This window comes from Streptomyces sp. NPDC058371, from assembly GCF_042723265.1.
Lineage (GTDB): Bacteria > Actinomycetota > Actinomycetes > Streptomycetales > Streptomycetaceae > Streptomyces.
The window spans coordinates 106,453-120,672 of record NZ_JBHXJC010000002.1; the positions used below are offsets into that span (position 1 = coordinate 106,453).

13 protein-coding genes and 1 pseudogene are annotated in these 14,220 nt (G+C 69.9%); 8 read left to right on the top strand and 6 right to left on the bottom strand.

Annotated features, from left to right (window positions below):
• Nucleotides 1-57 precede the first annotated feature (57 nt).
• Together ACFWM2_RS08025 and ACFWM2_RS08030 are read right to left on the bottom strand one after the other, a co-directional pair.
• Nucleotides 58-1,833 (bottom strand): coagulation factor 5/8 type domain-containing protein, encoded by a 1,776-nt coding sequence (locus ACFWM2_RS08025; RefSeq protein ID WP_383274496.1) that lies wholly within the window; start codon nt 1,831-1,833, stop codon nt 58-60.
• A 14-nt stretch (nt 1,834-1,847) separates the two neighbouring features.
• A pseudogene (locus ACFWM2_RS08030) lies at nt 1,848-2,732 on the bottom strand (chitinase); the annotation flags it as partial.
• 670 nt (nt 2,733-3,402) lie between these two features.
• Here ACFWM2_RS08030 and ACFWM2_RS08035 point away from each other — a divergent pair.
• Nucleotides 3,403-4,866: an FG-GAP-like repeat-containing protein gene (locus ACFWM2_RS08035; RefSeq protein ID WP_383274499.1), complete on the top strand. Its 1,464-nt coding sequence runs from the start codon at nt 3,403-3,405 to the stop codon at nt 4,864-4,866.
• A 272-nt stretch (nt 4,867-5,138) separates the two neighbouring features.
• On the top strand, nt 5,139-6,185 hold the full coding sequence (locus ACFWM2_RS08040; protein ID WP_383274502.1) for an aldo/keto reductase: 1,047 nt from the start codon (nt 5,139-5,141) through the stop codon (nt 6,183-6,185).
• Nucleotides 6,186-6,297: 112 nt separating this feature from the next.
• Here the strand turns inward: ACFWM2_RS08040 and ACFWM2_RS08045 are convergent, their stop codons facing one another.
• Together ACFWM2_RS08045 and ACFWM2_RS08050 are read right to left on the bottom strand one after the other, a co-directional pair.
• Nucleotides 6,298-6,780, bottom strand: coding sequence for a VOC family protein (locus tag ACFWM2_RS08045; RefSeq protein WP_383274505.1), 483 nt, complete (start codon nt 6,778-6,780; stop codon nt 6,298-6,300).
• 115 nt (nt 6,781-6,895) lie between these two features.
• Nucleotides 6,896-7,525 (bottom strand): RBBP9/YdeN family alpha/beta hydrolase, encoded by a 630-nt coding sequence (locus ACFWM2_RS08050; RefSeq protein ID WP_383274508.1) that lies wholly within the window; start codon nt 7,523-7,525, stop codon nt 6,896-6,898.
• Nucleotides 7,526-7,575: 50 nt separating this feature from the next.
• On the opposite strand from ACFWM2_RS08050, the gene ACFWM2_RS08055 reads away from it, so the two are divergent.
• The 4 genes from ACFWM2_RS08055 to ACFWM2_RS08070 all read left to right on the top strand — a co-directional run bounded on the left by ACFWM2_RS08055 (nt 7,576) and on the right by ACFWM2_RS08070 (nt 11,143).
• On the top strand, nt 7,576-8,556 hold the full coding sequence (locus tag ACFWM2_RS08055) for a LysR substrate-binding domain-containing protein (protein WP_383274511.1): 981 nt from the start codon (nt 7,576-7,578) through the stop codon (nt 8,554-8,556).
• Nucleotides 8,553-9,773, top strand: coding sequence for an epoxide hydrolase family protein (locus ACFWM2_RS08060; protein ID WP_383274514.1), 1,221 nt, complete (start codon nt 8,553-8,555; stop codon nt 9,771-9,773). The genes ACFWM2_RS08055 and ACFWM2_RS08060 overlap by 4 nt, the downstream gene beginning before the upstream one ends.
• 112 nt (nt 9,774-9,885) lie before the next feature.
• Nucleotides 9,886-10,539 carry an ATP-dependent Clp protease proteolytic subunit gene (locus tag ACFWM2_RS08065; RefSeq protein ID WP_383274517.1) on the top strand — a complete coding sequence of 218 codons (654 nt, stop codon included), beginning with the start codon at nt 9,886-9,888 and terminating at the stop codon, nt 10,537-10,539.
• Nucleotide 10,540: 1 nt separating this feature from the next.
• The gene (locus ACFWM2_RS08070) at nt 10,541-11,143 is read left to right on the top strand and encodes a ClpP family protease (RefSeq protein ID WP_383274520.1); all 603 of its coding nucleotides are present in this window, start codon (nt 10,541-10,543) and stop codon (nt 11,141-11,143) included.
• A 28-nt stretch (nt 11,144-11,171) separates the two neighbouring features.
• On the opposite strand, the gene ACFWM2_RS08075 is transcribed toward ACFWM2_RS08070, so the two are convergent.
• Nucleotides 11,172-11,615, bottom strand: a complete 444-nt coding sequence (locus tag ACFWM2_RS08075; protein WP_383274523.1) for a helix-turn-helix domain-containing protein — start codon at nt 11,613-11,615, stop codon at nt 11,172-11,174.
• A gap of 77 nt (nt 11,616-11,692) precedes the next feature.
• Entirely contained in the window at nt 11,693-12,514 is an 822-nt protein-coding gene (locus ACFWM2_RS08080) for a helix-turn-helix domain-containing protein (RefSeq protein ID WP_383274526.1), read from the bottom strand.
• A gap of 135 nt (nt 12,515-12,649) precedes the next feature.
• Here ACFWM2_RS08080 and ACFWM2_RS08085 point away from each other — a divergent pair, with 135 nt between their 5' ends.
• Nucleotides 12,650-12,961, top strand: a complete 312-nt coding sequence (locus tag ACFWM2_RS08085) for an SDR family NAD(P)-dependent oxidoreductase (protein WP_383274529.1) — start codon at nt 12,650-12,652, stop codon at nt 12,959-12,961.
• 219 nt (nt 12,962-13,180) lie between these two features.
• The gene (locus tag ACFWM2_RS08090) at nt 13,181-14,077 is read left to right on the top strand and encodes a SigB/SigF/SigG family RNA polymerase sigma factor (protein ID WP_383274532.1); all 897 of its coding nucleotides are present in this window, start codon (nt 13,181-13,183) and stop codon (nt 14,075-14,077) included.
• Nucleotides 14,078-14,220: the final 143 nt, after the last annotated feature.

A 14,220-nucleotide genomic window follows, 5' to 3' on the forward strand; every position in this document is an offset into this window, starting at 1 on the left:
GAAAGGGACCTGCCGACCCGGCCTCTCATCGGTCGGGAGCCGTCACTTCACCTGGTTTCAGGGGTAGTTGACGAGATTCGCCACATTGTTGGACGAGTTCGACGGGCCTCCGGTGCCGTTGACGACGTGGCTGATCGTGCCGGTGCCGCCGAGCGACACCGTGACCATGTCGTGGAACAGGACGCCGGCCGTCTTGGGCGCCTCGATGGCGTGCTCGGCGGTCACGGACTTGTCGGTGCTGAAGAAGCAGTAGCTGCCGAGTCCCCATGCCTCGTGGTGCTGTACGGAGTCGGCGACCTTGTAGGCGTCGTAGCCCTTGGTGGAGCCGTTCATCCAGGCGTCCTGGTTGGGCGGGTCGTAGGGCATTTCGTTCTGGTAGAAGTACGTGCGCCCGTTCTCGCCGTTCCAGATGGTCTGGTGCTTCTGGTAGTGCTCGACGAACAGGCCGTACATGGTGACGTCGTCCCCGTTGACCACGAGTCCGGTGTCGGCCGTGTTGGTGTTCCAGCCGACACCGTCACCGTGGTCCGCCCGCCAGATCCACGTGTGGTCGCCGATCACGTTGGAGCTGTTGACCACCAGGCTCTGGGTGGCCTTGCCGACTCCGGCGCCGCCCACCCGGAAGAACACGTCGTGCAGGGACGTCGGATCAGCGGCGTGCGAGGCGGACGCGCCGTTCGGGCCGATCTCCATCAGGGTGTCGGAGTTCTGCGTGCCCGCGTCGATGAGCAGCCCCGCGAGGTTGACGCCGTCGACATCGGCCACGGACATCGCCGTGACTCCCTGGTCCGGTACGAGAGTTGCCAGACCCAGGCCCAGTACGACGGTGTCGGCCTTCGTCACCTTCAGCGTCTGGTCGAGGTGGTAGACGCCAGGGGTGACCAGCAGATGCTTGCCGGCGTCCAGGGCCGCGTTCATCTCGGCGGCCGTGGCACCCGGCTTGGCGATGAAGAAGTCGTCCAACGGGATCGACGTGCCCTCGGGCGTGCCGGAGGACCAGGACGTGCCGCTGGAGTCCTTGCGCAGGGCGGGCACGAACACCTTGTAGGTGCCCTCGTCGTCGATGTACAGGAACGGCTTCTCGCGGGAGACGGGCGTCTGGCCGACCGTGGTGTACGGCGGGCTGGGGAAGCTGTTGGAGGGTGCGTTCTTGTCGCCGACGAACACCATGTTCCAGTTGGAGCCGGTCCAGCTGCCCCATTCCGAGTTGCGGGACAGCCACTGCTGCTGCGAACCGGACTTGACCTGTCCGTCGATCTTGCTGTCGGCGAGCAGGCCGCCGCTCGACCAGCCGCCGTCGTCGAGCTGCAGGTCGCCCTTCAGATGGATGCGGCGGTACGGAGCGGCCTGCGAGACGGCCCAACGGTCCGACCCGCCGGTCGGATTGACGGAGAGGTTCTCCGCCGACCGCCAGAAGTTCTGCGTGGCGTTGCCCTGGAACCAGTCCGCCTCGGCGTGCACCGCACCGTTGATGGTGACGTCGTCGGGGGACAGACCGAGCCCGGCGACCTGGGTGTAGAAGCCGACGTTGGCGTTGGCGTCGTACGAGCCGGGCTTGAAGAGGAGCGCCTGCCGGGCCTCGCCGAACTGGTTGCTCTCCTGCTTGCTGAAGACCGAGTCGAGCTTGCTCTGGATGTCGCTCGCGGACATCGAGGGGTCGAAGATCTGGACGTTGGGGCCGAGGTCGGGTTCGGCCGGGGCGGCACCCGCGCTCTGCATGGCGAGTGCCGCGGTACCCGCCCCCGCGACGACGGCCAGTGCCAGGGCGATGCGAGTGGCGCGACGGCCCCTGCGATGTCCGGTACGGCGTCCGGCGGTGTTGCTGAAGATCATGGTGGTACTCCCCCTCATCCCGTGAACCGGGCGAAGATGCCGGTGAACTGCCAGGGGTCCTGGTCGACTCCGGAACAGGTGTCGTCGTTCGGGTAGTTGCCCGGGCAGGGGCGGTCGCGGTTGACGGACCAGAAGGCGAGCCGAGCCAGGTGGTGTTCGTTCGCGTAGGCGAGGATCGTCTCGAAGTCCTTCGTGGTGACGGTCTCGTTGACGTCGGTGATGCCGTTCATCGAGGAGAGGCCGCTGTGCCGGTAGGCCTCGTCGTCGCTGTAGCCGTACGCGCTCTTGACCGCGTTCTTGAGTCCGTCGGTGGCCTGCTCGGTGAGCTGCCCCATGTCCTTGCCCGCACCGCCGAAGTCGAACGGCATGATCGTCCAGCCGTCCACCTCCAGACCGGAGTCGGCGGCCCGGCCGATCATGGAGTCGTCGGGGCCGCTCTGGTCGCTGGGGAAGGTGACATAGGTGACGAGCCCGGGATTGTCCGCCTTGACCTGCTTCAGAGCGTCGACGGTCTTCTGCTGGGTGGCGGGGTCGTTGTACGCGTCGCCCTCGATGTCGATGTCGATCGCTTTGAGGCCGTAGGCATCGATGACCTTCTGGTACGCGCCCGCAAGCGCCGTGGCGTCGGCGCAGGACTGCTCCAGCTTGGCGCCGCTCGCTCCACCGAAGGACGGGACGACGTCGCCTCCCTTGGCGCGGATCGCGCTCACGGTCCGTTCGTCGACTCCGCCGGCGAGGGGGCGGCTGCCGTCCCACTGCGGGGAGCAGCCACCGGCGTCGAGGACGAACGCGAGGGTGAACCAGCTGACGCCGGTGGCGTCCATGACCTCGGCCGGGTCGGGGGGACTGCCCCAGCCGTTGTACAGATAGGGGGCGACCGCTGTGGGGGCGGCGGCCGGCACCTGGTCCGATCCGTCGGCCCAGGCTGCGGCGCTCGTGGCCGCCGCGGCAGCCGCGATCGCCACGGCGAGGGCGGTCCGGCGTCCGCGGCGCCGCAGGCGGTGACGTGGAATGTCGCTACGTCCGCCCGGTTGGCGGACGAAAGGGTTCGTGCGGTGACTCATGTGGGGGGAATGCCTTCCTGAACTCGCGCGAGCGAGGCGGCGTATGCCCGTCGGCAGAGCGCCGGCGCAGCCCGCGGCTGCAGCTTCCGGCCGGAAGGTCACGGCCGGTCTCAGTGCGTAATGTTTCGGGACTTGAAGGCGTTCAGTCAATAGGTCTGCACCATTGAACATCACTGTGACTCAAGGGAGTTCCTTTACTTCAGAGAGTGAAGAGGAAAGCGTCCGAGACGTGTGCATGTGCTCGAATCGTGAAGGCAGTCGCGCCTCCTTCTCGTCCGGCCGTGCCACGGCCGACCGTGGGGAGTGCCCTGTCGTCACGGAATCGCCGCCGCTGTCACAGCCGTGTCACAGGCCCCTCCGGTCGGCCCCCGGGAGCACAACCCCGGGCCGGGGTGCCGTGTCTGATCCCACGCGACGGACAAGGAGCCGTACTCAGGCCCACCCCGTCGGTTCGCTCGTATCCACACGGCTGCGCGTCAACGCGGCTTCACACAGGGGGACTTCCTTGCGCTCGACATACTTCGCCGCCCTGGTGGCCGGCGTACTCGCCACCACCGGCTCCGCTGTCGTGGCCGGCAGCACGTCCGCGGTAGCCGCCCCGCGCGCCGCCGTGGCGCACGACGACTTCAACGGAGATGGCTACCCGGACCTGGTGACCGCGGCGCCCAAGGCGGCCGTGGGCGGCAGGACGGGGGCCGGTTTCGTGTCCGTGCTCTACGGCTCTTCCTCGGGCATCAACACCGCTCGCAAGGCAGTCCTCACCCAGAGTTCGGCCGGTGTGCCCGGTACCCCCGAGGCCGGTGACGCCTTCGGCGCGTCCGTCGCCTCCGCGGACCTCGACGGCGACGGCTACGCCGACCTGGCCATCGGCGTCCCCGGCGAGGACATCGACTCGGCGACGGACGCCGGCGGCATCACCGTCGTGTGGGGCTCGGCCGGCGGACTGACCGGCACGAGCAGCTGGCTGCAGAGCGACACCGTGGGCACGCCGAGCGCGAACGAGGCGTTCGGGACCGGGCTCACAGCGGCCGACGTCGACGCCGACGGGCACCAGGAACTCGCCCACGTCAACGGAACGGACTCCGTGTACGTGCACGACTTCGCCGACTCCCGCACACCGGCGAACCCCGAGCAGCTCTACGGCATTCCGACGGAGGACGGTTTCAAGCCCACCGGCCTGACCGGCGCCGATTACGACAAGAACGGTTACGCCGACCTCGTCGTCACCGGGACCCAGCCGTCGCTGGAACAGGTCGAGAGCCGTTCGGTCCTGCTGCGCAGCGACCAGGACGGACTCGTCCTGGACCGCACGTTCGCCGGTGGCTCGGTCGGGACCTCCGGCGACATCAACAAGGACGGGTACCCCGACCTCGTACTCGGCGCCCCCCGCGTGCTGGAGCACGGCGAGTGGGACCTGTCCGGGGGCTCCGTCCAGGTGCGCTACGGCAGCAACCTCGGCCTGTTCGGATCCAACGGCGAGGAGCCCGTGACCGTCTTCCAGCAGGGGCAGAACGGCGTCCCCGGCGTTGACGAACTCGGCGACGACTTCGGCAGCGACGTGAGTCTCGGCGACGTCAACGGCGACGGCTACCTCGACCTGGCCATCGGTTCGCAGGGCGAGGGCATCGGCGACCTCGCGGACGCCGGCGCGGTGTGGCTGCTGCGCGGCTCGGCGCGAGGGGTGACCTCGGCCGGCGTGCAGAACTTCAACCAGGACACGGCCGGTGTCCCCGGGGCGGCCGAAGAGGGCGACTTCTTCGGTGCGCAGGCCCGTCTCATCGACTCCGACCGCGACGGTCACGCCGAACTCGTCACCACGGCCCCGGACGAGAACTACGACGAGGGCTTCGCCTGGGTCCTCGACGGAACGCCCTCGGGGCTGACCACCAGTGGCTCCTGGTCCTTCGGCGCCGCCGCGCTCGGTGCGCCGCAGGACAACGCCCACTTCGGATCGACCGTCGCCAAGTGAGGCACGGCGGGTCCGGAGCTCCGGCCGAGGCGGCGTCGGACGCCTGACCCGCGTCCGGGTCACACCGCGTCCGGCCGGGACGGCGGCCCGCACACGTCCTCCGTACGCGCCGCAAAGCGCCTGCCACAGCCGTGGCGCGCACATGAATCGGCCCGGGAAGCCCCTGACGCTTCCCGGGCCGTGGCGTGTCTCCCGTCGGCGCGGGTACCCGCGTGGCTGGCGAGCACGGTGATGCCGGGGTGCAATGGATCACACCGACCTGGAGGACGACGATGGAGTACCGACTGCTCGGCCGGTCCGGCCTGCGGGTGTCGACGCTCGCCATGGGCACGATGACCTTCGGTGGCAGTGCCGCCTTCGGCGACGTCGGGCACACCGACGTGGCCGGTGCCCGACGGCAGATCGACATGTGCCTCGACGCGGGCGTGAACCTCGTCGACACCGCCAACATGTACTCGGCCGGAGCCGCCGAGGAGATCCTCGGCCAGGCCATCGGGAGCAACCGCGACCGGCTGCTGATCTCTTCGAAGGTCCGGATGCCCATGGGCGACGGACCGAACGACGAGGGCCTGTCCCGCCACCACATCCGGGACCAGGTCGAGGGCAGCCTGCGCCGGCTGAACACCGACCACCTGGACATCTACCACGTGCACGAGTGGGACGGCCTGACCCCGCTCGAGGAGACCCTGGAGACCCTCGACACGCTCGTGCGCTCGGGCAAGGTCCGCTATCTCGGCGTCTCGAACTACTCGGGCTGGCAGCTGATGAAGGCACTGGCCGTCGCCGACGCGCACGGCTACCAGCGGTTCGTGAGCAACCAGATCTACTACTCGCTGGAGTCGCGCGACGCGGAGTACGAGCTCGTCCCGCTCTCCCTCGACCAGGGCCTCGGCATCATGGTGTGGAGCCCCCTGGCGGGTGGCCTGCTCTCCGGCAAGTACCGGCGCGGACAGCAGGCGAGCGACGGCCGGCACCTCACCGACTGGAACGAGCCGCCCGTCCGCGACGAGGACAAGCTCTACGACACCATCGAGACCGTCGTCGACATCGCCTCGGCGCACGGCGCCTCACCGGCGCAGATCTCCCTCGCCTACCTGCTCGCGAAGCCCGCCGTGACCTCCGTGATCATCGGCGCGCGCAAGGACGAACAGCTGGCGGACAACCTCGGCGCGGCGGACGTGACGCTGGCCTCGGAGGACCTCGACCGCCTCGACAAGGTCAGCGCGCCCGAGCTGATCTACCCCCACTGGCACCAGTCCCGTCTCGCGGCGTCACGCTTCGGCGCACCGGACCTCGCCCTGCACCGCCCGGCCAGGTAGCGCCGGCCGGGCTGCCGCGCCCCGTCGGCAGCCCCTTGGCCCTGATCCTCGGCGAGGTCGCCTCCGCCCGCACAAGCCGGCCGGAGGCGCTCGTCCAGCGGGCGCCGGCCCGCTACTCGCCCGCGTACGCCTTCTCCAGCGCGGCGACGTCGAGCTTGCCCATCGCCAGCATCGCCTGTGTCGCGCGGGCCGCCTTCTCCTGGTCCGGGTCGGTGACCATGTCGATCAGCCGGGACGGGACGACCTGCCAGGACAGCCCGAACTTGTCCTTGAGCCAGCCGCAGGGACCGCCTTCGCCGCCGCCGTCGGTGAGGCGGTTCCAGTAGTGGTCGACCTCGCTCTGGTCCTCGCAGAAGATCTGGAAGGAGACGGCCTCGTTGAAGGTGAACTGCGGGCCCCCGTTCAGCGCGATGAACTTCTGGCCGTTGGCGACGAACTCGACGGTCAGCACGGAGCCGGCAGGGCCTGGCCCGGCGTCGGTGGAGTGGCCGACCCGGCCGAGCCGGGAGTTCTTGAAGACCGAGACGTAGAAGTCGGCCGCTTCCTCGGCCTGGCCGTCGAACCACAGGCAGGTGGTGAATCCTTCGCTGGACATGCGGTACCTCCTAGGCGGGAACGTCTTCACCTCTGTCGACCGATCCTCGTCCGGAAACTCATCGGTGGCGCGCGAGGAGATTTCCCGGTTCCCGCGGGGCGTCCGGCGCCGTGCGTCACGGTCCGGGGCGCGGATCAGTCGCCCGGGCGGTGCGTGCCGTGATCCGCACGGCGGGATCCAGGCACCAGTCGAGGACCGACGGCCAGGCGCCGTAGCCCGCGGGAAGATCCAGATGGGCGCCCCCGGGGACGACGTCGGTGTCGAGGGCGAGCGGCAGGCCGTACCGCTCGGCCGCGCCGCCCGGGCAGTACGGGTCGTCGTCGCCCGCCACCAGCCGGGTCAGGCCGGCAGCGGCGGCCACCTGCCCCGCGGTGGCCCCGGACCGGGCGAACGCGGCGACCTCCCGGTACCGGTCGAGCACCTCGTCGGACGGGGGCGCGACCAGCAGGACCCGCTCGGCGCGAACGCCCCCGCCGGCCACGGCGTGCAGCCAGAGCTGTACGGCCAGACTGTGGCAGACGACCACCCGCTCGTGTCCCGGTCCCGCGGGCTGTGCGGCGAGCAGGGCATGGAACCGCTCCCGCCAGACGTCCAGGTCCGGATCGTCGGGATCGGGAAGCTGAGGGTAGGTCACACGCTCGCCGCGGGCGGTCAGTCGGTCCGCCAGCCAGTGCTGCCAGTGGCCCTCCGAACGGTGGTTCTGCCAGCCGTGCAGGATCAGGAAGGAACGTGAGGTCGCGGTCATGGTGCGATCCTCGGCCGCTGCGGAACATCAGGTCCAGTTAATGTTTGTGCATGGAACAGGTAAGCGGGGCCTTCAGTATTGATCTCCGACGGCTCGGTGCGCTGCGTGAGCTGGACCGCCGGGGCAGTCTGGCGAAGGCCGCGCAGGCCATGCATCTGACACCGTCGGCGGTGTCCCAGCAGGTGGCCGCGCTCTCCCGTGAACTGGGCGTACCGCTCCTTGAACGGCACGGCCGGGGCGTCCGCCTGACCGGGCAGGCCCGGGTGGTGCTCCAGCACGCGGACGTCATCGCCGCCCAACTGGAGCGGGCCCGCGCCGATCTCGCGGCCTGGAGCGACGGGCGGCGCGGCACGCTGACCATCGGGGCCTTCTCCAGCGCGATCTCCGGACTGCTGCCCGCCGCCCTGGCCGACCTGGCGCGGATGTGTCCCGACATCGACGTGGCCGTGGTGGAGGCCGAGCCGCCCGACCTGTTCACCCGGCTCGACGCGGGCGAGGTCGATGTCGCGGTCGCCGTGGACTTCGCCGCCGCGCCCCCGTTCACCGACCGCCGCTACGCACGCACCGATCTCCTGGCCGATGTCCTGGACGTCGGGCTGCCCGCCACCCATCGCCTCGCCGGGCTGGACCGCATCCCGCTGCGGGAACTGGCCGCGGATCCCTGGATCGTCGGGGACGCGCGCAGTTGCTGCGGGGCGGTGACCCGCTCGGTGTGTGCGGCCGGCGGGTTCACACCGGAGATCCGGCACGCGGTGAACGACTGGCAGTCGCTCGCCGCTCTCGTCGAGGCGGGCGCGGGTGTGGCGCTCGTACCGCGGCTGGTGCAGCCCCTGCACCGTCCGGGTCTTGTGGTGCGTGCACCCGAGGGACACCCACCGAGCCGTCATGTCTTCGCGGCGGTCCGGTCGGGCGCCGAGCACGACCCGCTGCTGGCCACCGTGCTGGATCGGCTCTCCGCCGCGGGCGAAGCGGCCGCCCGGAAATTCATGACGCCCACCGGACCGGGCACGGATACCATCCGCGCCATATGACCACCTCAGCACCGGACGCCTCGGGCGCCCTCCGGCCCTTCCGCATCGACATTCCCGACAGCGACCTGGACGACCTGCGTCAGCGGCTCGACCGCACCCGGTGGCCGGACGAACTGCCCGGCGTGGGCTGGGAATACGGAGTCCCGCGTGACTACCTGCGCGAGCTCGTCCATTACTGGCGCCACGACTACGACTGGCGCGCCGCCGAGGCACGGCTCAACGAATGGCCGCAGTTCACCACGGAGATCGACGGGGCGACCGTGCATCTCGCCCACATCCGCTCTCCGGAACCCGATGCGACTCCCCTGATCATCACGCACGGCTGGCCGGGTTCGGTCGTCGAATTCCTCGATGTCGCAGGGCCGTTGACGGATCCCCGGGCGCACGGCGGCGACCCCGCCGACGCCTTCCATCTGGTGGTGCCGAGCATTCCCGGTTTCGGATTCTCCGGCCCCACCCGGGAGACCGGCTGGGAATTCCACCGGGTGGCCGCCGCATTCGCCGAGCTGATGCGGCGCCTGGGCTATCGGCGGTACGGCACACAGGGCGGCGACTGGGGCGCCGCCATCGCCCGCGAGCTGGGCCGTATCGGCACCGGAGAAGTCATCGGCGTCCATCTGAACCTGCTGCCCAGCGGCTCCGCGACCAGCGAACCGAGCGCTGACGAACTGGCACCGCTGAGCCCGCGGGAACGCGAGCGCACGCTCGCCTCGTGGCGTCGCGGGCAGAAATGGATCCGCGACGAACAGGGTTACGCCGACATTCAGTCCACGCGGCCGCAGACCCTCGCCTACGCGCTCACGGATTCTCCCGTCGGCCAACTCGCCTGGATCGCCGAGAAGTTCAAACAGTGGACGGGTGCGCCCGAACGCCCGGAGGACGCCGTCGACCGGGACCAGCTGCTCACCAACGTGATGCTGTACTGGCTGACCGGTACGGCGGGTTCATCGGCCCGCATCTACTACGAGCGCGCTCACGCGGCCTATTGGGGTGAGCCTCCGGAGCCCTCCACCGCCCCGACCGCACTCGCCGTCTTCCCCCACGACAACTTCGTACCGCTGCGGCATGTCGCGGACCGGACCAACACCATCGTGCGCTGGACGGAATTCGACCGGGGCGGGCATTTCCCCGCGATGGAGGAGCCCGAGCTGCTCGTCGCCGATGTGCGGGCCTTCTTCCGGCACCTGCGCGACAGGGCATCCGTACCGAATCCCTGAGGCCCTCTGCTCGTGGCGAATCTGCTGCGGGCCGAGAAAGCCGATCCGGTGGCCCTTCCGGCCCGAGAGTGGAGTGCGCGGCGACCGCAGCCGCCCACGACAAGGAGGACCGATGACTCCACTCAGCACCGGCCGGGACCCGGCCCTGACGCCACGGGCCGAGGACGGGGACACCCCCGCGAACCGGTTCGACGACCATCTGGCCGCGCAACTGCTCGGGCAGCGCATCGTCTTCCTCGGCACCCAGGTCGACGAGGTCTCCGCGAACCGGATCTGCGCCCAGCTGCTCCTGCTGTCGGCGGAGGACTCGCGCACCGACATCGGCCTGTACATCAACAGTCCCGGCGGATCGGTCACCGCCGGGCTCGCAATCTACGACACCATGCAGCTCATCCCGAACGACGTCTCGACGCTCGCCATGGGATTCGCCGCGAGCATGGGCCAGTTCCTGCTCAGTGTCGGCACGGCCGGCAAGCGTTTCGCGCTGCCGAACGCCCGGATCATGATGCATCAGCCGTCCGCCGGTATCGGCGGCACCACCGCCGACATCGAGATCCAGGCGCAGAACCTGGAGTACACGAAGCAGGCCATCGAGCGGATCACCGCACAGCACACCGGCCAGAGCGAGGAGACGATCTCCCGCGACGGTGACCGCGACCGCTGGTTCACGGCCGAACAGGCAAGGGAGTACGGGATGGTCGACCGCGTCGTGGAGTCTCTCGACGACGTCCGGCCGGCCGCGTCACGGCGACGGATGGGGCTCTGACATGGGGACGTACACGATTCCGAACGTCGTCGAGCGCACCCCGCAGGGTGAGCGCTCCTACGACGTCTTCAGCCGGCTGCTGTCCGAGCGGATCATCTTCCTCGGCACGGAGATCGACGACGGGGTGGCGAACGTCGTCATCGCGCAACTCCTCCATCTGGAGTCGTCGAGCCCGGGGAGCGAGATCGCGATCTACATCAACTCGCCCGGAGGATCGTTCACTTCGCTGATGGCGATCTACGACACGATGACCTACGTCCAGGCGCCGATCTCGACGTGCTGTGTCGGACAGGCGGCCTCGACGGCGGCCGTGCTCCTGGCGGGTGGGGACCCCGGACGGCGGTTCGTGCTGGAACACGCCCGCGTGCTGCTGGGCCAGCCGGCGAGCGGCGGACGGCAGGGCACGGTCTCCGACCTCAGCCTCCAGGCGAAGGAGATGCTGCGGATCCGCTCCCAGGTGGAGGAGGTGCTGTCCCGGCACACGCACCACGACGTGGGGACCCTGCGTGCGGACATGGACCGCGACAAGGTGTTCACCGCGCAGGAGGCGGTGGCGTACGGACTGGCCGACGAGGTGCTGAGCCGACGGCCCGCGCTGGTCTGACACCCGGGCGTCCGCCACCGCGCGCCGGTCAGGCGGCCAGGCACATCCCGTTGTACGGCGCTGTGGTGCGGCTTCGGCCGGTCCGCGGGCGGGCCGATCGCGCGAGCTCGTCCTGCGCCAGCGAGAGCAGGTCGGTGAGGCCGAGGCCCAGGGCGCGGGCGGCGGCCGCGAGGACCTCGGACGAGGCCTCCTTGCGGCCGCGCTCCAGCTCGGAGAGGTACGGCATCGAGATCCGGGCCGCGTCGGCGACCTCCTTGAGCGTGCGCTCCTGGGCGAGGCGCTCGCGCCGCAGGACGTCGCCCACCAGGTCGCGCCACAAGGGCTCTCGGCTCGTGGGTGCCTGCGCTGTCTGCCGGGGCGCGAGGGCGGGCCCCGGCCGCTGCGGCGAGCGGGCCGGGGCGGTGGCCTGATCCGGCGCGGCCGCCGGGCGCAGGGGAATGACGCGGGCTGCGTTCGACGCTTGGTTGCTCACCCCTTCAGCGTAGAAGCGCTGAGCTGCACGGGAAGGGATCCGTGTTCCGCTCTCGGTGGAATCCGCGTCGCGGGGAATCAGCGCACGGCGCGGAGCGCACCGAGGAGGGCCAGCGAGTCGGCGTCCGCGGTGCCCGGTTCCGCACTGCCGACGAGCAGGCACTGGCCGGGAGCGTCCTGCACGTCGAAGGACTGGTAGGTGAGCGTGAGGCGGCCCACGTCCGGGTGGTTGAAGACCTTGGTCTTGCTACCGAGGCGGCCGACGGAGTGTTCCCGCCACAGGGCGGCGAACTCCTCGCTGGCGTCCAGGAGTTCGGTCACCAGCGCGGCGGTCTCCGGATCGTGCCGCTCGTGTCCGTGGGCCAGGCGCAGCGCCGCCACGGTGTCGCGAGCGACGGCCGGCCACTCCGCGAACAGCTCGCGGGCGGCGGGGTCCAGGAACAGGGACCGCACCATGTCGCGGCTGTTGGCGAGCGGCGAGAGCAGCGCCCCTGCCAGGGCGTTGGAGGCGAGGACGTCGAGACGGCGGTTCGTGATGTAGGCGACGGCCGCGGGAAAGGCGTCCATCAGCTGCAGGAGGGCCGGCGCCACGTGCTCCGCGCGTCGGCCGACCGGTGACGTCCTGGGCACGAGTCCGGCCAGCCGGTAGGCGTGCCAGCGGGCGTCGGCATCCATCCGCAGGGCACCCGCGATGGCGTCGATGACCTGGCCCGAGGGGTGCCGCTCCCGGCCCTGCTCCAGGCGGGCGTAGTAGTCGGCGCTGACGTCGGCCAGGACGGCGACCTCCTCGCGCCGCAGACCGGCAACCCTGCGGGCTCCGTAACCGGGAAACCCCACGTCGGCGGGGTTCAGGCGGGAGCGACGTGCCCGCAGAAACTCGCCCAGCTCGTTTCCGCTCATGCACCAAGCCTACGACGGCGCTTCCTGGGTGTGGCGCACCCGGCAAACCTCGTCCTGCCCTCGCCGAGAGATCCGGGGCATGCTCGGATACCGACCGGGAACCACGCCGTGACCGGCGTCCACGAAGGGGTCACCATGACCGCGCCCACCCATTCCACAGCCGCGGGCAAGGTCGTGCTGATCACCGGGGCCGGCAGCGGCATCGGAGAAGCCACGGCCCGGCGCCCGGCCGCGGCCGGGCACCGGGTGGTGCTCGGACCCCGGCGCGGCAAGCTCGTCGCAGCCGTCGCCGAGGACATCAGGCGCCGAGGTCGGGCCGGCTCCCCGGCCGGCGGCCGAGTGTTCCGTACATCCCTTGCGTCCCGCATTGCGCGCCGGGGCCCGCCCGGAAGAGTTCGGACGCGGGCATGTGCCGGGCCGAAGAGCCTTACGGTTCGGGGACTTTAGGCCTGCGTACACCGAGCAGGTTCGGGTAATCGGGTCGGGAAAGATCACCGACACGGTCGAGTTCCCCCAGCTCGGCCCAGACTTCGCGGACTCCGTGCTCCCCATCTGACCGTCCCTCAGACTTTTCACGAAAGACGGACACATGGGTTCCGGTGTACGGGGTATTCGCCGAACACGATGCTTGGAAGGGCGAACCGAACAGTGAGCGTGGGAGAGGTCATGGACACCGTCACCGCCGTGAGCCGGTCGAAGGTCAGCCAGAAGTCCGCCCGCACCAGTACAGGTGATGCACCCCTGCCGCACGTCGAGGACCCACGAGCCGTGGCTCCGCGCGACGCGCGTGAACTGTCCCGTCAGTTCTTCCAGCGCCTGACGGAACTCGAAGAGGGCACGCACGAATACCAGTACGCGCGCAACACGCTGATCGAGATGAACATGTCTCTGGTCCGCTTCGCCGCGGGCCGCTTCCGTCATCGCGGCGACGACCTGGAGGACATCGCCCAGGTCGGCATGATCGGTCTGATCAAGGCCATCGACCGGTTCGAGATCTCGCGCGAGGTCGAGTTCACCTCCTTCGCGCTGCCGTACATCGTCGGTGAGATCAAGCGCTTCTTCCGCGACACGACGTGGGCCGTGCACGTCCCGCGCCGGCTGCAGGAACTGCGCGTGGAACTGGCCAAGGCACGGGAGGAGCTCGCGAGCCGGCTGGACCGCGATCCGACCGTCGCCGAACTGGCCACCTTGATGAACATCTCGGAGAACGAGGTCGTCGAGGCGCAGATAGCTTCCAACGGCTACACCTCCTCCTCCCTGGACGCCGCGCTCACCGGCGACGGCAGCCAGGAGGGCGAAGCGGTCCTCGCGGACTTCATCGGCGTCGAGGACGACGGCATGCGCCTCGTCGAGGACTTCCAGACGCTCGCTCCGCTCGTGGCGGAACTGAGCGACCGCGACCGGCAGATCATCCACATGCGGTTCGTGGAGGAAGCCACGCAGGCGGAGATCGGTGACTACCTGGGCTGCTCCCAGATGCACGTCTCCCGCCTGATCAAGCGGATCATCGAGCAGCTGCGCACCGGCATGCTGAGCGATCTGCAGCGGGTCGAGCGGGCCTGACGCCCGACCCGGCCACGCAGGGCTGAAACGGCCGGTGAGGCCAACCCCGTGGCCTTCTTCTCCCGCCAACAACCGTCTCTCCCACACACCCGACTCTTCCGACAACCCTATCCGGGTAGACCTCGAGGGTCGCCACCGCCCCC

Coding starts and splice junctions, on each gene's coding strand:
- ACFWM2_RS08025 (WP_383274496.1), bottom strand. CDS start 1,833: ATGATCTTCAGCAACACCGCCGGACGCCGTACCGGACATCGCAGGGGC.
- ACFWM2_RS08040 (WP_383274502.1), top strand. CDS start 5,139: ATGGAGTACCGACTGCTCGGCCGGTCCGGCCTGCGGGTGTCGACGCTC.
- ACFWM2_RS08045 (WP_383274505.1), bottom strand. CDS start 6,780: ATGTCCAGCGAAGGATTCACCACCTGCCTGTGGTTCGACGGCCAGGCC.
- ACFWM2_RS08050 (WP_383274508.1), bottom strand. CDS start 7,525: ATGACCGCGACCTCACGTTCCTTCCTGATCCTGCACGGCTGGCAGAAC.
- ACFWM2_RS08055 (WP_383274511.1), top strand. CDS start 7,576: ATGGAACAGGTAAGCGGGGCCTTCAGTATTGATCTCCGACGGCTCGGT.
- ACFWM2_RS08060 (WP_383274514.1), top strand. CDS start 8,553: ATGACCACCTCAGCACCGGACGCCTCGGGCGCCCTCCGGCCCTTCCGC.
- ACFWM2_RS08065 (WP_383274517.1), top strand. CDS start 9,886: ATGACTCCACTCAGCACCGGCCGGGACCCGGCCCTGACGCCACGGGCC.
- ACFWM2_RS08070 (WP_383274520.1), top strand. CDS start 10,541: ATGGGGACGTACACGATTCCGAACGTCGTCGAGCGCACCCCGCAGGGT.
- ACFWM2_RS08080 (WP_383274526.1), bottom strand. CDS start 12,514: ATGAGCGGAAACGAGCTGGGCGAGTTTCTGCGGGCACGTCGCTCCCGC.
- ACFWM2_RS08085 (WP_383274529.1), top strand. CDS start 12,650: ATGACCGCGCCCACCCATTCCACAGCCGCGGGCAAGGTCGTGCTGATC.
- ACFWM2_RS08090 (WP_383274532.1), top strand. CDS start 13,181: ATGGACACCGTCACCGCCGTGAGCCGGTCGAAGGTCAGCCAGAAGTCC.